Source organism: Coprococcus sp. LG101-27 (genome assembly GCF_027695515.1).
In the GTDB taxonomy this organism is placed as follows: domain Bacteria; phylum Bacillota; class Clostridia; order Lachnospirales; family Lachnospiraceae; genus Allocoprococcus; species Allocoprococcus comes.
The window spans coordinates 24047-46171 of the sequence record NZ_JAQEUJ010000006.1 but is presented as its reverse complement, the minus strand read 5'-3'; the positions used below and the strand labels follow the sequence as shown (position 1 = coordinate 46171).

The following is a 22125-nucleotide window of genomic DNA, read 5'->3' as shown; positions in this document are numbered from 1 at the left end:
AATCCGGCTTGACAAATTCTGCCGGATACGGTAGTATGACAAAAGAAGAGAAAATTACAGGCTATGAAGAGAACAAGTAGCAGATGACAAGGCTCAGACAGAAAGTAACCGGTTGATGAGAGGTGCACGAAGAGTCAGATGCGAATACATCTCGGAGCTTCACGCCGAACACGCGTAAGTGTAAGTAAGTTGTGACGGAGTGGCGGACGTTATACCTGCTGCGGTAATGTTAGTTACTGACTGAGGCATTCGGTGTGAGCCGGGTGTGAATTAAGGTGGTACCACGAGAGAATATACCTCGTCCTTAAAGGCTGATTGGTCGGAGGACGAGGTTTTTTGTTGGAAATTTTTGAAGGGTGGTTTAAGGGGGACGCTATCCGGAATCTATTTCTATTTGTCTGCGGGTTCGGCGACTGATACTTCTAAGATTTTGAAAATTTGTTAAGGGCATGATTGAAAATCCATAACTCGCTGCGCTCAGACAGATGGATTTTCAATCATAACACAAATTTCCAAAACCTAAGAAGTATGAGCATCCGCCTGCACATGCAGTCAAATAGAAATGGATTCCGGATGGCTGACATCCTTGAAAAACTTCGAAGAGTTCCGGACAGGGACGCCTCCTTCTCCTGGCGGAGAAAATTGGCTGTGAATAAGATAAAAAGATTGGTAAGAGAAAGGAAATTAGGAAAATGGGTATTTATGAAGAGCTGCAGGCCAGAGGATTGATTGCGCAGGTTACGGATGAGCCGTTAATTAGGGATCTGGTGAATAATGGGAAGGCTACGTTTTATATTGGGTTTGATCCGACGGCGGACAGTCTGCATGTTGGACATTTTATGGCGCTGTGTCTGATGAAGAGACTGCAGGAGGCTGGAAATAAGCCAATCGCTCTGATCGGGGGCGGTACTGCTATGATCGGGGATCCGTCCGGTAGAACAGATATGCGTCAGATGATGACACCGGAGACAATCCAGCACAACTGTGACTGCTTTAAGAAGCAGATGAGCCGTTTTATTGATTTTTCAGACGGAAAAGCACTGATGGTTAATAATGCGGACTGGCTGATGGATCTGAATTATGTGGAAGTACTTCGTGAAGTCGGAGCACATTTCTCCGTAAATCGTATGCTGACTGCAGAATGCTACAAACAGCGTATGGAAAAGGGACTGAGCTTCCTTGAGTTCAATTACATGATCATGCAGAGCTATGATTTCTATATGTTATACCAGAAATACGGCTGTAATCTTCAGTTTGGCGGAGATGATCAGTGGAGCAACATGCTTGGTGGTACAGAGCTGATCCGTCGTAAGCTTGGTAAGGATGCAAGTGCGATGACAATCACACTGCTTCTGAATTCAGAAGGAAAGAAGATGGGTAAGACACAGTCTGGAGCTGTATGGCTTGATCCGGAAAAGACTTCTCCGTTTGAATTTTACCAGTACTGGAGAAATGTGGCAGATGCAGATGTTCTTAAATGCCTGCGTATGCTGACATTCCTTCCGCTTGAGCAGATTGATGAGATGGACAAATGGGAAGGCGCACAGCTTAACACAGCAAAAGAAATCCTTGCATTCGAACTGACAAAACTGGTTCACGGCGAAGAAGAAGCTACAAAGGCACAGGAAGGCGCACGTGCACTGTTCAGTTCAGGAAATGCAGCAGATATGCCGACAGCAGAGCTTTCTGATGAAGATTTTGCAGACGGGTCTGTCGATATCCTGACACTGCTTCACAAGAGTGGACTGGTTGCTTCCAAGTCAGAAGCACGCCGTGCCGTACAGCAGGGTGGAGTTGCCGTTGACGGAGAAAAGGTTTCCGATATTGCGACAACATTTGCAAAAGCAGACTTTGAAGGTGAAGGAAAAGTTGTAAGAAAAGGAAAGAAGAATTTCCGTAAAGTAATCGCAAAATAAGAGGACAAAAAAATGAGTTTTACAGAAATAAAAGCAGAAGAATTAAAGGATAATCCATTTGACCTGATCGGAAAACAGTGGATGCTGATCACAGCAGGAAATGAAGAAAAATGTAACACCATGACAGCAAGCTGGGGTGGTGTTGGAATTATGTGGGGCAAGCCGACTGCGACAGCTTATATCCGTGATTCCCGTTATACCAAAGAATTTGTGGACAGAGAAGATTATTTTACACTGGCATTCTTTGGAGAAGAGCATAGAGAAGCGTTAAATCTCTGTGGAAGAGTTTCCGGAAGGGACGAAGATAAGATCAAAGAAGCCGGTCTGACACCATATTATGTAGATGGAACAGTTGCGTTTGAAGAAGCAAAAATGATCTTTGTATGCAAGAAGGTTTATGTACAGCGCATGGGAGAAGAAAATTTTGTTGAGAAAGCAAATCTTGACAAATGGTATGCTGACAAAGATATGCATAACATGTATATGGGAGAAATTAAGAAGATTCTTGTGAAAGAGGATTAGGCTATGTGTAGTAGAATACAGAAGCTGACTGTAGTTCTGGCCTCTGCATCACCGCGCAGGACAGAACTGCTGGAACAGGGAAATATAAAGCATGTAGTCATGCCGTCACACTGTGAGGAAGTAATTACATCCCAGGTTCCAAGCCAGGTTGTGGAAGAACTTTCTGCGCAGAAAGCAGAAGATGTCTACCAGCAGTATGAAAAGAAAAATGCAGGGGATTTTCTGGTGATCGGTTCGGATACGGTGGTTGCAGCAGATGGAAAGATTCTCGGAAAGCCAAAGGATAAAGAAGAGGCATATCAGATGATTTCCATGCTTCAGGGAAAAGCGCATCAGGTTTACACCGGTGTTACGCTTCTGATAAAGAAGGATGGGAAAAAGATCCGGAAGACATTTCATGAATGCAGTGATGTGCATGTATATCCGATGTGCAAGGAAGAAATCCGGGAATATATTGCAACAGGAGAGCCGATGGACAAGGCAGGAGCCTACGGGATCCAGGGTGCATTTGGCATGTATATCCGTGGGATTGAAGGCGATTATAATACGATCGTGGGTCTTCCTCTTGCGAGAGTTTATCAGGAAATGAAGGAATATATTTATTAAAAAAGAAACTGGGAGAGATGACTTGTTGGAAAAGTCATCTCTCCCAGTTTTTTAGGAAGAAAAAGTTTTATTTCAGATACTGCACACTGTATGGTGGCATTTCGAGCTGGCCGTTCATCTGGATTTCATTTCCGGTGAGCAGATCAGTCATAGTTCCCCCGAGTTCGCCGTTGTGTGCGGTAAATGGTGTATCCGATGCGTTAATTGCAACCAGCATCCGTTCATCATCTGTTTTGCGCTCAAAGATGAGCTGATGATTAGTAAGGACAACATTGTGATAACTTCCATGGCAAAGAGCATTGCTTCCGGTTCTGACATGGATCATTTTTTTGATCTGTTCAGTCAGTGCATTCGGTTTTGGCGCATCGAAGCATGGGCGGAGAGCATAGTCATTGTCCGGAGCTTTTACTCCTTCCTCACCCCATTCACTTCCATAATAAATGCAAGGAACACCCGGCATACCAAGAAGAAGACCGTAAGTCAGCGGCAGGTGGTTCTTGTTGGTCAGGATACTTGCAATTCGGGTCACATCGTGGTTGTCAACAAAAGACATCAGATGTTTTCCACGGTAAATGCACCACTGTTCCGGTCCGTACTGACGGTTCAGAGAGTGCGCGATCTCAAACATGTTCATGCTGTTGAAGCTGGAATAAATGCCTTTATAGCATTCATAGTTGGTGCAGCTGTGCAACATTTCGTCATTGACGATCTGATTGTAATCCCCGAAGAGAACCTCTCCGATCAGTGCAAAGTCAGGTTTTAATTCCTGACAGAAACTACGCAGACGTTTCATGAAATTGCGGTCCAGGCAGTATGCAACATCAAGCCGGAGACCGTCGATGTCAAATTCATCGATCCAACCCTTTACACATTCCAGAAGATAATCTACAACAGCAGGATTGGCAAGATTCAGTTTGACCAGTTCAAAATGTCCTTCCCATCCTTCATACCAGAAACCGTCATTGTAGCAGGAATTACCGTCAAAATTGATGCAGAACCAGTCTTTGTATGGAGAATCCCATTTCTTTTCCAGTACATCTTTAAATGCCCAGAAGCCACGTCCTACGTGATTAAACACACCGTCAAGAACGATTTTTACATTGTGTGCATGGAGATCTTTGCATACTTCTTCGAAATCTTCATTGGTTCCGAGACGGCAGTCGATTTTTTTATAATCCCTGGTGTCATAACCATGATTGTCTGATTCGAAAATTGGATTTAATAATATAGAAGAGATACCTAAGGATTCCAGATAACTGCTCCAGTCCTTTAATTTTAAAATCCGGGATACGGTTTTGCCGTCATTTGCGGTCGGAGCGCCACAGAATCCAATTGGATAGATCTGATAAAAAATTCCTTCATAAGCCCACATATTCTAGTACCTGCCTTTTAGTCAAAATTTGGATAAAAATCCCATATATCTATTGTATCAGATAGAGTCAAAAGATGGTATACTATTTAAAGCAAAAGTGGAATTTGTAAAAATGTAATGATATGGTAATGTTTTTGAAAAAAGGAGAAAGGAAAGCTTTTTTTTGTTGCAATTTATAGTTGCTTTTATTATAATTTAAAGTGCGTGAAAAGGTATTTGTGCATAATAATGCACAAATCATGGAGAGAAAAATGTGGCAGTTTATACTAGGAAGTACAGGATTTATTCTGTATTTTATTTATGATATTAACAGTGTTCGTATGAAGAATGCCGTATTACAAAAATTTTTTGCAGTTGGGAGTATTCTCGTTGTAGTATCGCTGATTGCAGAGCTTTATGCAGCATGGGGGAGCTGCCATCGGAAGATCGGAACAATGACCGGATTTGGATTAGGAGGACTCCTTTTCTTTTGTCTGCTCATTTATACGTTGTTTTTTGCGCTTCCCTTTGAAGAAACCTATTGTGAAGAAAATAAACTGCGTGCGGCTTATACGGAAGGTATGTATGGATTGTGCCGCCATCCTGGTGTTTTATGGTTTGCGGGAGCGTATCTGTGCATGTGGGGAATGGTCGGTGGATGGAAGCATGGGATTTATTTTTTACTTATGATTTTCTGGAATTATCTGTATATTATTTTTCAGGATCTGTGGACATTCCCACGGACATTTTTTAACTATAAAGAATATCAGCAAAGTACGCCGTTTCTGATACCGAACAGAAAAAGCATACTGGTGTGCCTGCGTACTATCAGAAAAAATGATTGATCTGGAGCGGACAGTCTATGAATTTAAAAGAAAAATTAAAAAAACAACAGTATAATGAAATATGGCAGCAATACTGTGGATTTCTGGATCTGTCGATGGACGGCTACATGAAAATCCAGCGGCGGCTGATGGAAGAACAGATCCAGCTGTGGAGTAACTGTGGACTTGGACAGTCGATTTTGAAAGGAAAACATCCCCGAAATCTGGATGAATTCCGTAAAATGGTACCACTGACGGAGTATGAAGATTATGCAGATATTCTTTTGACCAAGCAGCCTGATATGCTTCCTGGGAATCCGGTGATCTGGATTCAGACAACCTGGGAAGGCGGGAAACATCCGATTAAGGTTGCGCCGTATACAAGAAGTATGCTGGATACCTACCGGAATAATGTGACAGCATGTCTGATTTTATCGACCAGCAGGAAAAAGGGATCTTTTGATGTTGCATCTACGGACAAATTTCTGTATGCGCTGGCACCGCTTCCGTATGCTACCGGACTTTTTCCACTGGCACTCGGGGAAGAAATCGATATCGAGTTCCTTCCGGCAGTAAAAGATGCTGTGAATATGAGTTTCAGCGAACGAAACAAGCTGGGATTTAAAATGGCGATGAAAAAAGATCTGGGATTTTTCTTTGGCCTTGGAAGTGTGGCTTATGCAGTAAGCCTGAGCCTTTCTTCGCTGACCGGTGGCGGTGGTATCCAACTATCAAGTATTCTGAAATGCAGACCACATATGATTTTCCGCCTGATACAGGCAAAGTACCGCTGCAAAAAGGAGAATCGGAAATTACTTCCAAAGGATTTATTCCATTTAAAAGGGTTCATGGTAGCGGGTACGGATAATCAGTGCTATAAAGATGATCTGGAAGAACTCTGGGGAATCCGGCCGATGGAATTGTTTGCCGGTACGGAACCATCTATAATGGGGACAGAGACCTGGACGAGAAAAGGAATGTATTTCTTCCCGGATACGGCATTTTATGAATTTATCACAGAGAAGGATATGTTGAAAAATCATGAGGATCCGTCTTATATTCCACCGACATATCTGATGGATGAAGTCCGGCCAGGAGAAAAATATGAGCTCGTATTTACAATTTTGAAAGGCGGTGCATTCGCGAGATATCGCTGTGGTGATATGTACCGGTGCGTTGGACTGCAAAACAGGGAAGATGAAACGCAGATCCCCCGTTTTGAATATGTGGACCGGGTACCATGGATCATTGATATTGCAGGATTTACAAGGATTTCAGAAAATGGGATCCGAAATGTGATTCGTCTGTCAAAGCTTCCGATCACAAACTGGGTTGCGGCAAAGGAATATAATGAACAGAAGCGCCCATATCTGCATATGTATGTAGAACTGGAACGGGAATCCTTGCTGAACAGTGCCATGAGCGCCGATATTTTAAAAGAGTTACTGAGTACATATTTCAAATATATTGATCAGGATTACCGTGACTTGAAGAAAATATTGGGAATGGATCCTTTGCAGGTTACAATTTTTACGTGCGGAACATTTGAAACTTATGAAAAACAGACTGGAAAAAAACTGCATCAGATGAATCCTTCCTATTATGATTTGAAGGCGTTGCTGGAAGTGCAGGAATGTTTGAACAAAGTGAGATAAGAGGGAATTATGGGAACCTATGGATATATTTCAATCATAGCAATGGTGTGCTATGGATTTATGCTGCTGATGTTTCTGACAGCGAAGCGAAATAAAATTGTAAATAGCTTTCTGGTAGTGTTGGTTGGACTGCTTTTCTGGGCTGGAGGATCGGCATTTATGCGTGTTCATCTGTGGCCAAGTTATGAATTCTGGTATCAGGTTTCCCTGCTTGGAATTTTACTACTGCCGTATGCATATTATTGTTTTATTCTGGCATTTGGCGGGGTGAAAAAAGGTCTGCCAGGGAAAATATATCTGGCTGTTATGCTGATCTGTTTTGTGGTAAATATCCGGCATGGGGTATTCCTGGGATGCCCGAATGTGGTGGAAAAGAATGGGCTTCCTACTTTTGTGTATGAGATTAAACCTACTATATTAGTACTCTTTTTCCCGGCTGGGATTTTTTTGATTTATCTTTTCCTTATCCTTGTGCGGATCTGCAAAGCAAATCCCAATATGAAAGTACAGTATGAACCGGTCATGGCAGGGGTTCTGGTGTTGTTTGCAGGGAATATGTTGCTTGGAATACCATTTTTCAGTGGATTTCCGATTGATATTTTAAGTGGTGTTGTAAATGTATTTTTCCTGTTTTATGCACTGATCCGCAGACGTCTGTTCCGGCTGCAGATGCTGGCATCGCCCAGTCTGTGTTACGGTGTGGGATTTTTGTTTTCTGTTATTGTATTTTTGAATGTAATTCCATATCTGCAGAAAATCTTCCATATACAGATGAATAAGAATACAACGCTTTATGCCCTTGCTTTTGCAATTGTATTTCTGGTGATTTATGCGCTGTTTACTTTTTTGTGGAAGCTTCTGGTACGCAGTGTGTTTGTCAGGGAAGAAAATTATCAGACAGAAAAAATCAGGGAGTTTAGCTCTGCAATTTCGAAGACGCTGGATTTAAATGAAATTCTGGACAAAACGATCAGTGTCATGAAAGAACTGATGGATGTTGGAAATATCTATATTTGTATGCAGGATGCACCGGGACAGCCATATCGGGGAGTGGCAAGTGATCAGCCACTGAATGATCTGACATTTACGATGGAAGAAGAAAACCCGATGATCCAGTGGCTGAAAGAACATGAAGAGCCGATCATTTACCGGGATTTCCGTTATACCGTGGAGTATAAGTCGATGTGGGAGAGTGAAAAACACCGGCTGGATAAGAAGCATATCCGTTACTGTGCAGGGCTGAAAGATGGAGAATGTCTGGTTGGTGTGATTCTGATCACAGATGCTTCGGCAAAAAAACGGCTGGTATATGATGAGGTGCAGCTGATCTCATCTGTTACGTCGGTTGCATCGATTGCGATTAAGAATTCAAGATTGTACGAGAGAGCCCGCCAGGAAGCCAGAACAGATGAGATGACCGGATTACTGAACCGGAAATATTTCTATGAAGTGTTGAATGAAGAGCTTGAGAAAAACAGGGAGGCATCGCTGGCACTTGCGATCATCAATGTAGATGATTTTAAATTGTATAATCAGTTGTATGGGGTGAAAGAAGGAGATCTGTGTCTGCAGCGGATTGCAGATATTATCAGAAGCAGTGTCGGAGAAAGTGGATACACGGCCCGCTATGGAGGAAAGGAATTTGCGGTTCTTTTACCGGGATATGATCTTTTTTCCGCCAGAAATATGGTGGAATCTATTGCAAAACAGATTTATGTTATGAATAACCGCAGAACGGATATGAAGCTGAAAGCGGTAACTGTGAGTGCCGGTATCAGTGCGGCTCCTTATGCGGCAAGGAACGTGAAAGAGCTGATGGAAAATGTAGATCTGGCAGTTTATCATGTGAAACATAATGGAAAAAATGGGATCCAGGTCTTTGATATGATGTTTCGGAACAACAGTGAGGGGAACAATACAAGGAATCACACCCATATTTATCAGGAGTATGAGTCTACGATTTATGCGCTGACGGCGGCAATTGATGCGAAGGATCACTATACGTTCAGCCATTCCAACAACGTAGCTTATTATGCAACGTCACTGGCGACGACCCTTGGAATGAACGAAGATATGATAGAGATTATCCGGCAGGCAGCACTTCTGCATGATGTCGGTAAAATCGGTATTCCGGAGTATATACTCAATAAAGAGGGAAAACTGACAGGTGAAGAATATGAGATCATCAAAGGGCATGTAGAGGCATCGATCGATATTATCCGTCACCTTCCATCGCTGGATTATGTAATTCCGGCAGTCATCGGTCATCATGAGCGGTATGATGGAAAAGGATATCCACGCCGGATCGCAGGAGAAGATATTCCACTGACTGCGCGGATTTTGTGCGTGGCAGATTCTTTTGATGCCATGACATCCAAACGATGTTATAAAAAAGCATTTCCTATTGAAGTGGCACGGGAGAAGCTTCTTCAGGATGCAGGCAGACAGTTTGATCCTGACCTGGTATATAAGTTTGTTGAATGCCTGGATAATGGCAGTATTACACTGGTGAAGGCAGAAGAAACTGTGGACAATCTGAAAGAAATACTGTAGAAAATTCCCACAAAAAAGTGATGAAAATCAGCAAGAAACAGTTGACAAAAGCCTGTTGGTATAATATAATATACAAGTATGACGTGAGAAGAAACAGTTTGCACCAAAGCCCCGGAGTGAACTTGTTTTCTATAGAATCTACAATGAAAATAATTAGTAAACTGAAATTCATAGGAGGTCAACCAATGAAAACTTACATGGCTAATCCAGATAAGATTGAAAGAAAATGGTATGTAGTTGACGCTGAAGGACAGACACTTGGACGTCTTGCAGCAGAAGTCGCTAAAGTTTTAAGAGGAAAAAATAAACCGGAATTTACACCGCACATTGATACAGGTGACAACGTAATTGTTATCAACGCTGAAAAGATCAAAGTTACAGGAAAGAAATTAGATCAGAAAGTATACTATCATCACTCAGATTATGTAGGAGGAATGAAAGAAACTACATTAAGAGAAATGATGGCAAAGAAACCGGAACAGGTTATCGAACTTGCTGTTAAAGGTATGCTTCCAAAAGGACCTTTGGGAAGAACAATGATCAAGAAGCTTCACGTATATGCTGGAGCAGAACATGCTCATCAGGCACAGAAACCAGAAGTTTTAACATTTTAGTCAGAGGTTTGAAAGGAGGAAATAAAAGTGGCAACAGCTAAATTCTACGGAACAGGAAGAAGAAAAAAATCTATCGCAAGAGTATACCTTGTACCAGGTACAGGTAAGATCACAATCAATAAAAGAGATATCGACGAATATTTAGGACTTGAAACTCTTAAAGTTGTAGTTCGTCAGCCATTAGTTGCAACTGAAACAGTTGATAAATTTGACGTTCTCGTTAACGTACGTGGTGGTGGATACACAGGACAGGCAGGAGCAATCCGTCACGGAATCGCAAGAGCACTTCTTGAAGCAGATTCTGATTACAGACCGGTACTTAAGAAAGCCGGATACCTTACACGTGACCCACGTATGAAAGAACGTAAGAAATACGGTCTCAAAGCAGCTCGTAGAGCACCACAGTTCTCAAAACGTTAATTTCTGTTCACAAAGCGATAATCGTTTGGAACGAGAAAATGCATACAAAACCTCAGAAACCATGTGTTTCTGGGGTTTTTCTTTACCCTCGAATCTTTATGGAATGTCTCCCACAATTTTGTTTATGGCATCGATCAGAACCTGGACATCAAGATGAGTGTAGACACGTTCTGTAAGCGTCATAGCTCCAGAATGTCCAACAATCTTCTTGATGGTAGTTTCATCAATGCTGTGTTCTTTCATCATGGAAATTGTAGTGTGGCGCGTACAGTGTGGCGACCACTTAATTCCAATTCATGTTGTAAATGGAGTCTATTATTTGAATGGGAAGTTTGAAGAAGAAAAACAGTTCTGTAGAAACCGGTTAAATGTCAATTATAATCCGGAAGCTCCTAAACCCGAAATGTGGTTGAAGTATTTAAAGGATCTGGTTGAGGAAGAGGATATCCCAACCATTCAGGAATATCTGGGCTATTTGCTGATTTGTAGAGCAACTTTTTATAAGTGATTGAGACAAAAAGGAAAACAAATATGTCGAACGTAACTGCATACGAAAAAGATGAGAAGAGAAAGAGATGATGCTTTGAATCAGGTGGCAGAAGAAAGACAGAAAACTTTCATGGCAAAAAAGAATTTCAGAGAGGAAATTAATAAGGTAAACAAAAAAACAAACGATATATGAAAAGACTTATAAAATATTTTCTTTTTTTGTGCACTGAATAATCACAAAATTGAGATTCTTTCTTTTTTTTCATACACAGGAAAAGTCTGTGGTACAATATTGAAAGGTATCATTGCTATGCAGAGATTTCTTTGTGAGAATCTGTATCGGAGGAATTAGGATATGCAGTATATATTAGTTGTAGAAGATGATTTTGATTTGAATCAGGCGATCTGTTATTCTTTGAAAAAGTCAGGATATGGAGTTTATGGTGTGACTTTTATGGAAAAAGGGAAGCAGATTTTTTTTGAGAATCAGATAGATATGGTCCTTTTGGATGTGAATCTTCCAGATGGCGAGGGCTTCTCTTTTTGCCAGTGGGTAAAAAAGCAAAGAGAAGTTCCGGTCATTTACCTGACAGCCAGGGATATGGAGGAGGATGCTCTGGCAGGATATGAATCCGGGGCAGAAGATTACGTTACTAAACCATTTTCAATGAAGATTTTACTTAGAAAAATAGAAGTCATTTTAAAAAGAACTGCTTCGGTCAATCGTCTGATTTTTGCAGATGAGTATTTATATATAGATTTGGATCATGCACGAGTAACGGTAAAAGGTCAGGAATGCCCCGTCACACCGACAGAGTGCCGTCTGCTTCGTCAATTTCTTATGAACCGAGGACAGCTTCTGACTTATGATCTGTTATTGGAGCGGTTGTGGGATAGTGGAGGACAGTTTGTGGACAAGCACACACTGGCAGTAAATGTGAATCGTCTGAGAGGAAAGATTGAAGATAAGAATCACAGGTATATTTCAAATGTATATGGGATGGGATATCAATGGATTGGCTGATGTGTATCATGATGATAATTTTATTTGCAGCAGTACTGGTATTGTTATGGAAAAACTACCGGATAAAAAAAGAAGCGAAGTTGTTTGCTGAAAAGGTGGAAGATGCTCTGGATGCTATCGTAACAGGAAAAGAATGGAATATGGAAGAGGAATTGGAGGATAGCCTCTGGGGAAGAACAGGAACACAATTAGAGAAAGCCGAGCATGTATTTCGGAAAAAAGAAGAAGACGGTTTTCGTGAGAAAGAAAGAGTAAAGGGATTGATTTCTGATATATCCCATCAGACAAGGACGCCCATTGCCAATATTAAACTATACCTGGAACTTCTTGAGGACGAGGAGTTTTCGCAAAGCGGTCAGGAGTTTTTGGGAAAAATCAAAGGGCAGATGGAAAAAATTGATTTTTTAATGCAGAGCATGGTAAAAATGTCAAGGCTTGAAACGGGAATTCTGCAAATACATAAGGAAGACAAAAATCTATACGAAACAATCCGCCACGCAGTTGCCGGTGTGGTTCCGGAGGCGGCGTCAAAGGGGATTGATCTATATGTGAACTGCGAAGAAAATATGATGATTCGTCATGACAGCAAATGGACGGAGGAAGCAATTTATAATATTCTGGATAATGCACTCAAGTATACCGAACCAGATGGAAAGATCCATATTCAGACAGAAAGACAGGAATTATTTTTAAAGATCAGCATTTCTGATACTGGAAAAGGGATTGCCCCGGAGAGGCAGGCAGAGATCTTTACAAGATTTTACCGTGAGCCGGAGGTGCATGATAAACCAGGGGTTGGGATCGGATTATATCTTGCAAGAACAATCATGGAACTTCAGAAGGGCTACATAGAAGTACAGTCTGAAGTGGGAAAAGGAGCGTGTTTTCGCTTGTATTTACCGGTGAATGAATCGTAACATAACCGATCGGGGATTGTCACAATCTTGTGATAATTGAAAATTGAGACAGGTTTGTGATTTTTAGGAGATATTCTATAGAATATCAAAAGAAGGAGGCAAACCAATGAAAGAATACATTGTAGAGACAAGAAGCTTAAAAAAATACTATCAAATGGGTGAAAATACGGTAAAGGCATTGGATGGCGTAGCTTTTCGTGTGAAAGATCAGGAATTTGTTGCCATTATCGGAAAAAGCGGATCCGGGAAAAGTACACTTTTGCATATGCTGGGTGGACTGGATGTGCCAACAGAAGGGGAAGTGTTGGTAGAGGGGAAGTGCCTTCTGGGATTGAAAAAAGAACAGCTTGCCATATTCCGCAGAAGAAAGATCGGGTTTATTTTTCAGAATTATAATCTTGTCCCGGATCTTAATGTATATGAGAATGTCATTCTTCCGGTGGAACTGGATGGAAGAAAGGTTGATGTGGAGTATGTGGATGGGATACTCGAACTTTTAGGGCTGTCAGAGAAGAGGGAAGCTCTTCCTGGGACATTATCTGGTGGACAGCAGCAGAGGGCTGCGATTGCCAGGGCGCTTGCGTCGAAGCCTGCCATTATTTTGGCTGATGAACCGACGGGAAATCTGGATTCGGTTACCAGCCATGATGTACTTGGACTTTTGAAAATGGCAGCAAAACAGTTCAGCCAGACCTTGATTCTTATCACGCATGACAGAGACATTGCACAGCTTGCAGATCGTATCGTACATATTGAGGACGGAAAGATTGTAGGAGATACCGGGAAGGGAAGTGATTCCTATGCTTAAGAATCCGAATCAGAAAGTGATCAAAAGGATGGCATGGAACGCTTTAAAAGTAAACAGGAGAAAGACCATTACTTTGCTCCTTGCGGTTCTTCTTTCTTCCTTTTTGGTATTTACAATATTCACAGTTGGAGATTCTTATTTTAGGCTTCAGAAAATTCAGAACATCCGTATGTCAGGAGCAGAATTTGATGCAATCATGTATGGAGTGACGGATGAACAGAGGCAAATGTGTGAGAACAACCCGGATATCGTTCTGACAGGTACAGTGGGAGTCTGTGGATGGGTAGAAAAAACAGATCAGGATTCCACCCCGAATGTGGGACTGATCTGGGCAGATGATGGATATTGGACACAGATGATGGAGCCGGTCAGAGAAAAGCTGGAAGGAAGATATCCGACAGCTTTGGATGAGATAATGGTAACACAATCCGCTTTAAAAGAATGTGGTTACGAAGATCTTGATGTAGGCGATACCCTTGCTATATCTTATGGAACAAATGAGGGGATCTTTACAGGGACTTTTCGAATCTGTGGGATCTGGGACGGATATGGACCCAAGAAGCAGTTTTATGTTTCGAAAGAATTCTATGATCAATCGGGGTGGAAGCTTTCGCAGGCAGCTTCAGGTCGTTACCTTATGGATTTTAAGCAAAAAATAATGACAAAAACAGAGCAGAATGCTTTTATCGAAAGTATGAACCTTGGAAAGCAGCAGAATCTTTTCTTTATGGAAGATCTTGGCGCATCGGTTCAGATATTGGTAGGTCTTATTGGCTTGATTGCAGTTACCTGTTTGTGTGCATATCTGCTTATTTATAATATTATGTATCTTTCCGTAGCTGGAAAAGTTCGTTATTATGGTTTGCTTCAGACGGTCGGAATGACGGAAAAGCAGATAAAAAGGATGATGAAAAAACAGATGCTTCTGATCGGATCTGCAGGGACAGTACTTGGATGTCTGTCAGGTGGGATGGTATCCTTTTTCCTGATTCCTGTTGTAGTAAAATCACTTGGAATCAAAAGTGGTTATGTAGGAGCAGATATGGTTCGTTTTCATCCGGTAGTTCTGCTGGCAACCATCTTACTGGTTGGAGTTACTATTTTTCTGGCCAGCCGAAAACCAGCAAAAATGGCAGCAGATATCTCTCCAATAGAAGCGCTTGGTTATTGTCCGACCCACAAAACCGTAAAAGTAAGAAGAGCAGGAAAGGGGAAAGTAATAGCAAGACTTTCTATGGAGCAGTTTACAAAGGATAAGAAAAGAACTGCGGTGGTACTGTTGTCCTTGGCAGCCAGTCTGTCTGTGTACCTTTGTATTGTGACCATGCTGGACAGTCAGGCAGCAAGAACCATAGTGTCAAATTATATGGATACGGATATGGTTATTAAAAATGATACGGCATGCAAAGAAAAATCAGAAGACAGAAGAGATATTCTGGATGAAGCTTTCGTGAAGTCAATCAAAGAAAATGCCGGAGTCTCTGAAGTACATTCTATGATATTTGCCGAGATTACAGTTCCATGGGAACCGGATTTTGCTGAGATGTGGATGAAAGAATTTTATGCAAAGTGGATGAGTACTCCATATAGTAAGGACAAGGACGAGTATCAGAATCATCCTGAGAATTTTGGATCCTCTTTGATCGGAATTGATGAACAGGAATTTGATTATTTAAATAACAGTCTTGAGCATCCGATAAATAAAGAGGACTTCCTTTCGGGAAAAGCATGTATTGTTTATCGAAATGGTTTGGATTTCGCAGATGCTGACGTAATAGGAAAAAATGTGACATGTGCTTTGTATGAAGATCAACAAACGACAAAAACTTTTATCATAGAAGGAGTTACGGACGAGAATTATTATACGGCACTCCTTGGATACCCACCGACGATTATAGCCAGTGATCAGGTAGTGAAAACATTTGCCAATAATCCAATTATATTAAAGACCAGCATAAAATATCACAAAGAATATGATAGAGATACAGAACAAGAAATCATGGCGTTATTAGAAGAAAATGACAATGCAAAAGACTTTTCCTGGGAATCCAAAATCGAAGATGCAGATGAGATTGAAAAAGCACAAGGTAATATGCCGCAACTGGGAATCGGGATTGTGCTGATTCTGGCTTTTATCGGAATCATGAACTACATGAACACCTTTGTAGTAAATGTGCAGAGCCGGATGATGGAGCTTTCGATTATGGAGAGTATCGGGATGACTCCGAAGCAGATTCTTGGAATGCTGGTCAGGGAAGGAGTTCTCTATGCAGGCGGCGCATGGCTTGTTACGCTAACAGTAGGAATGGGAGCTACGTATCTTCTTTATGAATCAATGAATTATCGTGGGATTGCGTTTTCAGTGCCATTACTTCCACTTTTATTTGCAGTGGGAATCAGTTTGCTAGTTTGTACTATGGTTCCAGTCCTTGCTTGGATTATTTTGGAAAAGAATGGAACTGTTGTCGAGAGGATTAAAGGAGTTGAGTGATTTTGGATTTTAGATATAGAGCTGTGGTTTTTTGCCTGTTTATATTGAAAGAACCCCGATTTCCACATATAATAAAAGACAATGTGTAAAGAAATGAATCAGGGAGAATAATAAAATATGAGTATATTAAATGTAGAACATCTGACACACGGTTTTGGTGACCGTGCTATTTTTGATGATGTATCGTTCCGCCTTTTAAAAGGGGAGCACATCGGTCTTGTAGGAGCAAACGGAGAGGGGAAATCCACCTTTATGAGTATTGTTACCGGGAAACTTACGCCAGATGAGGGAAAGGTAGAATGGGCAAAGAATGTGCGCGCAGGTTATCTGGACCAGCATGCAGTCCTTCAGAGTGGAATGACGATCCAGGACGTGCTGAAAAGTGCATTTGATCCGCTTTTACAGAAGGAGCAGCGGATGAACGAGATCTGTGAGAAGCTTGGCGAAGTAGATGAGGATGAGATGAATCTTCTGATGGAAGAGCTTGGAACGATCCAGGACGAGTTGACACTGCATGATTTTTACACGATCGATGCAAAGGTAGAAGAGGTCGCAAGAGCACTGGGACTTCTGGATCTGGGACTTGACCGTGATGTTACAGATCTAAGCGGAGGTCAGAGAACAAAGGTTCTTCTGGCAAAGCTTCTGCTTGAGAAGCCGGATATCCTGCTTCTGGACGAACCGACAAACTATCTGGATGAAGAACATATTACGTGGCTGAAGCGGTATCTGCAGGATTATGAGAATGCATTCATTCTGATTTCCCATGATATTCCGTTCCTGAATGAAGTGGTAAATATCATCTATCATATGGAGAATCAGGAACTGAACCGCTACGTGGGAGACTATGAACATTTCCAGGAGGTCTATGCAGTTAAGAAAGCACAGCTTGAGGCAGCATACCGCAGACAGCAGCAGGAGATCAGTGAACTGAAGGACTTTGTGGCGAGAAATAAAGCCCGTGTTTCTACAAGAAATATGGCGATGTCCAGACAGAAGAAGCTGGATAAAATGGATGTAATTGAGCTGGCAGCGGAAAAGCCGAAACCGGAATTTAAGTTCCGTTACGGACGGACTCCGGGAAAAATGTTATTTGAAACAAAGGATCTTGTAATCGGTTATGATGAACCACTTTCCAAGCCGCTGAATTTCCAGATGGAAAGAGGACACAAGATTGCGATTGTCGGAACCAATGGTATTGGAAAGACTACATTTTTGAAGAGTGTACTTGGTCTGATCCCGGCAATTTCCGGCGAGTGTGAGCTTGGGGAAAATCTTCAGATCGGCTATTTTGAACAGGAAGTTAAAGGAGAGAACAAGACAACCTGTATTGAAGAACTGTGGCAGGAATTCCCGTCATTTACCCAGTATGAAGTGCGTTCCGCCCTTGCAAAATGCGGACTCACTACCAAGCATATTGAGAGCCAGGTAAGGGTACTGAGTGGTGGTGAACAGGCAAAGGTAAGACTTTGTAAGCTGGTCAACAGGGACACGAATCTGCTGATCCTGGATGAGCCGACCAATCATCTTGACGTGGATGCAAAGGAATCTCTGAAAAAAGCGCTTCAGGAATACAAAGGAAGTATTCTTCTGATTTGCCATGAGCCGGAATTTTATCAGGATGTGGTAAATGAAGTGTGGGATATGAGCAAGTGGACAATGAAAGTATTTTAAAAGTGTTGTGCAGAAGACCTTTCGGGACTATCCTGAAAGGCCTTTTTGTGTTACTATTTATTTAGAGCGTATCATTTTAGTTATTACTTTTTATTTTATAGGAAATTCCGAAGGAACTTCCTATGAAATAAAAGGCACTACGTGCCGGAGATGCGCACTCGCACGAAGATGAAGAATGTCGCAAGCGACTGCGCTTGGCGCGAGAATGTGCCAAGGCACATTCTTTTTTACAAAGCCGTTATATAAGCTTTACAGAAGTAAGATAGAGCCTGCAAAGCGCAACGTCTATAATAAAACGTGTTTCAGAAAAGAAAGGATGGGATAATATGCCGTCAACCTATGCACATTACATTTTCGGACAGCAGATCAGGGGCAGATTAAGCGGATATGAGAGAAAAGTTATTGATAAATACCCGGAGCTTTTTAATATTGGACTTCATGGACCGGATATTCTTTTTTATTACAGACCACTCTGCAAGAACAAGGTCAATCAGTTGGGAAGCCGTATGCATAGCGAGAGCGGAGCAAAGTTCTTCGTTCATGCAGCAAAGGTTTTACATACACACGACCAGTATGAGAAGCATCTGGCTTATGTATATGGAGTGCTCTGCCATTTTGCGCTGGATGTGACCTGCCATGGTTACGTGGAACAGACAGTAAAAGAGACTGGTCTTGCACATATTGCAGTGGAGGGCGAGCTGGACCGTAAGCTGATGATTATGAATGGAGAAAATCCAGTGAGCAGGAGGCTGACCGGACATATTGTTCCTTCTATGAAAAATGCGGTAATTATAAAAGATTTTTATCGCGGAATTACAGCAAAGGAAGTCAAAAAAGCACTGAATGGAATGGTATTTTATGACAGGATTCTTGTCTGTCCATCTAAAATAAAGCGGATGGCACTTTATGCAGCACTTAAAGTGGCAGGACTTTATTATGATTTTCATGGGTTTATTATCAAGTATCATGAGAATGGATCCTGCAGGGAACAGATAAGAAGACTGCTTCATCTTTATGAAAAAGCAGTTCCTCTGGCAGACAAACTGATCTGTGAATACAAACCGTTTTTGGAAGGAAGCGCTACATTAGATTCTGTATATGCCTACACATTTGGTTCTCAGCTTCCGGGCAAGGAGGATACGTTGAATGAAAACAAAACTGACAAAACAGGAGAAAAACTGGATACTTTATGATGTCGGAAATTCTGCATTTACACTTCTGGCAGCAACCATTTTACCGATTTATTTCAACTATATCGCAGGAAAGCAGGGACTTTCGGATGTACAGTATCTGGCATACTGGGGATATGCAGTATCCGTTGCAACCTTGCTTACGGCACTTGCAGGACCAGTATTTGGAACCGTTGCAGATACAAAAGGCTATAAAAAACCAGTTTTTACAATTGCACTTGGAATCGGGACAATTGCTTCAGTTGCTCTGGGATTTGCGAAGTACTGGCTGGCCTTTCTGGTAGTTTTTGTCATTGCAAAGGTCGGATATTCCGTAACACTGGTATTTTATGATTCCATGCTTGTCGATGTGACATCGGAAGACCGGATGGATGAAGTCTCTTCCCAGGGGTATGCGTGGGGATATATCGGAAGCTGTGTACCGTTTGTAATCTGTCTTCTGGTTGTGTTAAATGCAGGGAAGATTGGGATTACAATGGAAACAGCAATGATGGTTTCCTTTGTGATCATCACGGTATGGTGGGTAATTATGACATTACCACTTCTGAAAACTTATCACCAGAAGTATTATGTAGAAAAGAAGCAGCATGCTTTTTCAGAAAGCTTCAAAAGAATCGGCATTACACTGAAAAATGTAAAGAAGGAGAAGAAGGTTTTTCTGTTCCTTCTGGCGTTTTTCTTTTATATTGACGGGGTTTATACGATTATTGATATGGCAACTGCATATGGATCAGCACTTGGACTTAGCAGTACAGGACTTCTTCTTGCATTGTTGCTTACGCAGATCGTAGCTTTCCCATTTGCGATTATTTTCGGAAGACTTGCGAAGAAATATTCTGCAGAAAAGCTGATCACAGTATGCATCGTGGCATACCTTGGAGTGGCAATTTTTGCGATTTTTCTGCATTACCAGTGGCAGTTCTGGGTTCTTGCAGTCTGGGTAGGTATGTTCCAGGGAGGTGTGCAGGCGCTTTCAAGATCTTACTTTACGAAGATTATACCGGCGAACCAGTCAGGTGAATTTTTCGGCTTAATGGATATTTGCGGAAAAGGCGCGTCCTTTATGGGAACAACGATCGTGAGCCTGATCTCGCAGCTTACCGGCAATATCAATATTGGTGTGGGGATGATCGCTGTCTTGTTCGTGATCGGAATTATTTTATTCCGGAGAGCGGCAGCGCTAGAATAAAAATAAAGGATACAATAGATTTATGATGACAGAGCTTGAAAAATATTATAACAAATTCAACGAAGAGAAACGGCTTAAGAGCCGCCACGGACAGGTAGAATTTATCACTTCAATGAAGTACATTCACAAATATCTTCCTAAGCGGGAGCATGGACAGGTAAAGATTCTGGATGTAGGAGCCGGAACCGGGCGCTACAGTGTTGCGCTTGCCGAAGAAGGGTACGATGTGACGGCGGTAGAGTTGGTAAAATACAATCTGGGAATTCTGAAAAAGAAGAACAGCTCTGTGAAAGCATATCAGGGAAATGCACTGAAGCTGTCACGTTTTCCAGATAAGGAATTTGACCTGATCATCCTGTTTGGGCCGATGTATCATCTTTATACAAAGGAAGATAAGGTGAAGGCGCTGATGGAGGCGAAGCGTGTTCTGAAGGATGAGGGCACGATACTGGTGGCTTATACAATGAATGAGTACAGTGTTCTGGTGTATGGATTCCGGGAGAACCATATTCAGGAGTGCCTGGAAAATGGCAAGCTGGATGCGAATTACCGGGTATGTCCTTCACCGGAAGATTTGTATGATTATGTGCGCCTGGAGGATATTGACAGCTACAATGAAGCAGCAGGAATGGAACGGATCCAGATTATTTCGGCGGATGGACCATCCGATTATATGCGTCAGGTGTTAAATACGATGGATGAAAAGACCTTCCAGACGTTTATTGACTATCATCTGACTACGTGTGAACGCCCGGAACTGGTTGGTGCGGGATCACATACGGTAGATATTATAAGAAAGAAAAAAGATGGAGGAATAGAAAATGAAAGTAGCAGATATGCATTGTGATACGATTTTAGCGATTCTGAGAGGAAAGGAACAGGGAAAAGAGATTTCACTTCGTAAAAATAATTTAAATGTGGATCTTGAACGGATGAAAAAGGGGGATTATCTGATTCAGAATTTTGCCCTTTTTCTGGATCTGGAGGATCCGATACTTGCAGGAAGTCCATTCCGTTATGCAATGAAAATGGCGGATGTATTTTATCAGGAAATGGAGAAAAATAAAGACTGGATCCGACCGGTCACGAAGTATGAAGAGATTGAAGAAAACCGGAAAAATGGAAAGATGTCAGCGTTGCTGACATTGGAAGAAGGAGAAATCTGTGAGGGCGATCCTGCCCTTTTAAGAGACTTTTACCGGATGGGGGCAAGGATGATGACTCTGACCTGGAACTATCCGAATCAGCTTGGATATCCGGCAAAAGCGACTGGCGGAGAATTTGCCGGAAAAGCCTTTTCAGAAGCCGGATATGGGCTTACAACGCGTGGGATCGAGTTTCTGGAAGAGATGGAGAAACTGGGAATGATCATCGATGTGGCACATTTAAACGATGCAGGAATCCGGGATGTATTAAAGTTCACAAAGAAGCCTTTTGTAGCGAGCCATTCCAACGCGCGACATTTGTGCAGTCATCCGAGAAACCTGAATGATGAACTTCTGAAAGCGATCGGGGAAAGAGGCGGTGTGATCGGGCTGAATTATTATGCATATTTCCTGCGCGACTGGAAAGATGGAGAGACGGTTGTGAGCAGAGCGGAGGATATTGTGGCACATGCAAAATATATCCGTGATATGGCGGGAATAGAGGCTTTAGGACTTGGTTCAGACTTTGATGGTATGAATGGAGAACTGGAGATTGTATCCCCGGCAGATATGGAAAAGCTGGAAGATGTATTTAAAAAGAATGGATTTGCAGAGAGCGAGATTGAGAAGATCTTCTATAAGAATGTAATGCGGATATATAGAGAACTGCTTGGGTAATTCCGGCAAAGCATATTTATAACATAGAAAACCCGGCTGTGGAGTAATACACAAGCCGG

The 22125-nt window shown here is 41.9% G+C and carries 20 protein-coding genes; 18 read left to right on the top strand and 2 right to left on the bottom strand.

The features are described from left to right. The first annotated feature begins 692 nt into the window (after nt 1-692). Genes tyrS through PG766_RS06490 form a run of 3 tightly spaced genes read left to right on the top strand, consistent with a single transcriptional unit; the run spans nt 693 to nt 3044 of the window. Nucleotides 693-1916, top strand: coding sequence for a tyrosine--tRNA ligase (tyrS, locus tag PG766_RS06500; protein ID WP_117557082.1), 1224 nt, complete (start codon nt 693-695; stop codon nt 1914-1916). A 12-nt stretch (nt 1917-1928) separates the two neighbouring features. Next, nucleotides 1929-2438, top strand: coding sequence for a flavin reductase family protein (locus PG766_RS06495; RefSeq protein ID WP_055156082.1), 510 nt, complete (start codon nt 1929-1931; stop codon nt 2436-2438). 3 nt (nt 2439-2441) lie between these two features. Beyond that, a complete protein-coding gene (locus tag PG766_RS06490) occupies nt 2442-3044 on the top strand; it encodes a Maf family protein (RefSeq protein ID WP_117557080.1) in 603 nt (200 codons plus the stop codon). A gap of 67 nt (nt 3045-3111) precedes the next feature. Here the strand turns inward: PG766_RS06490 and PG766_RS06485 are convergent, their stop codons facing one another. Next, complete coding sequence (locus PG766_RS06485) at nt 3112-4416, bottom strand: alpha-amylase family glycosyl hydrolase (RefSeq protein ID WP_270590626.1); 1305 nt, start codon at nt 4414-4416, stop codon at nt 3112-3114. A gap of 251 nt (nt 4417-4667) precedes the next feature. Here PG766_RS06485 and PG766_RS06480 point away from each other — a divergent pair, with 251 nt between their 5' ends. From PG766_RS06480 to rpsI, 5 genes are all read left to right on the top strand, one after another. Further along, nucleotides 4668-5240, top strand: a complete 573-nt coding sequence (locus PG766_RS06480; RefSeq protein ID WP_118198709.1) for a hypothetical protein — start codon at nt 4668-4670, stop codon at nt 5238-5240. Nucleotides 5241-5257: 17 nt separating this feature from the next. Beyond that, the gene (locus tag PG766_RS06475) at nt 5258-6874 is read left to right on the top strand and encodes a GH3 family domain-containing protein (RefSeq protein WP_118198708.1); all 1617 of its coding nucleotides are present in this window, start codon (nt 5258-5260) and stop codon (nt 6872-6874) included. 9 nt (nt 6875-6883) lie between these two features. Further along, nucleotides 6884-9427, top strand: coding sequence for an HD domain-containing phosphohydrolase (locus PG766_RS06470; protein ID WP_118198707.1), 2544 nt, complete (start codon nt 6884-6886; stop codon nt 9425-9427). A gap of 185 nt (nt 9428-9612) precedes the next feature. Beyond that, the gene (rplM, locus tag PG766_RS06465) at nt 9613-10041 is read left to right on the top strand and encodes a 50S ribosomal protein L13 (protein ID WP_022220779.1); all 429 of its coding nucleotides are present in this window, start codon (nt 9613-9615) and stop codon (nt 10039-10041) included. 27 nt (nt 10042-10068) lie between these two features. Then, nucleotides 10069-10461 carry a 30S ribosomal protein S9 gene (gene rpsI, locus PG766_RS06460; RefSeq protein ID WP_008373223.1) on the top strand — a complete coding sequence of 131 codons (393 nt, stop codon included), beginning with the start codon at nt 10069-10071 and terminating at the stop codon, nt 10459-10461. Between the two features lie 96 nt (nt 10462-10557). Here the strand turns inward: rpsI and PG766_RS17085 are convergent, their stop codons facing one another. After that, nucleotides 10558-10704: a hypothetical protein gene (locus PG766_RS17085; RefSeq protein WP_271813960.1), complete on the bottom strand. Its 147-nt coding sequence runs from the start codon at nt 10702-10704 to the stop codon at nt 10558-10560. Between the two features lies 1 nt (nt 10705). On the opposite strand from PG766_RS17085, the gene PG766_RS06455 reads away from it, so the two are divergent. The 10 genes from PG766_RS06455 (at nt 10706) to PG766_RS06410 (ending at nt 22066) form a co-directional block, all read left to right on the top strand. After that, complete coding sequence (locus tag PG766_RS06455) at nt 10706-10969, top strand: hypothetical protein (protein WP_117557074.1); 264 nt, start codon at nt 10706-10708, stop codon at nt 10967-10969. Nucleotides 10970-11305: 336 nt separating this feature from the next. Next, the gene (locus tag PG766_RS06450) at nt 11306-11974 is read left to right on the top strand and encodes a response regulator transcription factor (protein WP_117557072.1); all 669 of its coding nucleotides are present in this window, start codon (nt 11306-11308) and stop codon (nt 11972-11974) included. Beyond that, entirely contained in the window at nt 11962-12891 is a 930-nt protein-coding gene (locus tag PG766_RS06445; protein ID WP_118198704.1) for a sensor histidine kinase, read from the top strand. Before PG766_RS06450 ends, PG766_RS06445 begins: the two co-directional genes overlap by 13 nt. A gap of 106 nt (nt 12892-12997) precedes the next feature. Next, on the top strand, nt 12998-13699 hold the full coding sequence (locus PG766_RS06440) for an ABC transporter ATP-binding protein (protein ID WP_118198703.1): 702 nt from the start codon (nt 12998-13000) through the stop codon (nt 13697-13699). Then, nucleotides 13692-16190, top strand: coding sequence for an ABC transporter permease (locus tag PG766_RS06435; protein ID WP_118198702.1), 2499 nt, complete (start codon nt 13692-13694; stop codon nt 16188-16190). The genes PG766_RS06440 and PG766_RS06435 overlap by 8 nt, the downstream gene beginning before the upstream one ends. Nucleotides 16191-16307: 117 nt before the next feature. Further along, a complete protein-coding gene (locus tag PG766_RS06430; protein ID WP_117557064.1) occupies nt 16308-17864 on the top strand; it encodes an ABC-F family ATP-binding cassette domain-containing protein in 1557 nt (518 codons plus the stop codon). A gap of 326 nt (nt 17865-18190) precedes the next feature. After that, nucleotides 18191-19057 carry a zinc dependent phospholipase C family protein gene (locus tag PG766_RS06425; protein ID WP_118198701.1) on the top strand — a complete coding sequence of 289 codons (867 nt, stop codon included), beginning with the start codon at nt 18191-18193 and terminating at the stop codon, nt 19055-19057. Continuing rightward, a complete protein-coding gene (locus PG766_RS06420) occupies nt 19011-20243 on the top strand; it encodes an MFS transporter (protein ID WP_118198700.1) in 1233 nt (410 codons plus the stop codon). The genes PG766_RS06425 and PG766_RS06420 overlap by 47 nt, the downstream gene beginning before the upstream one ends. A 22-nt stretch (nt 20244-20265) precedes the next feature. After that, nucleotides 20266-21090, top strand: a complete 825-nt coding sequence (locus PG766_RS06415; RefSeq protein WP_008373267.1) for a class I SAM-dependent methyltransferase — start codon at nt 20266-20268, stop codon at nt 21088-21090. Next, a complete protein-coding gene (locus PG766_RS06410; protein ID WP_270590623.1) occupies nt 21065-22066 on the top strand; it encodes a dipeptidase in 1002 nt (333 codons plus the stop codon). The genes PG766_RS06415 and PG766_RS06410 overlap by 26 nt, the downstream gene beginning before the upstream one ends. Nucleotides 22067-22125 lie beyond the last annotated feature (59 nt).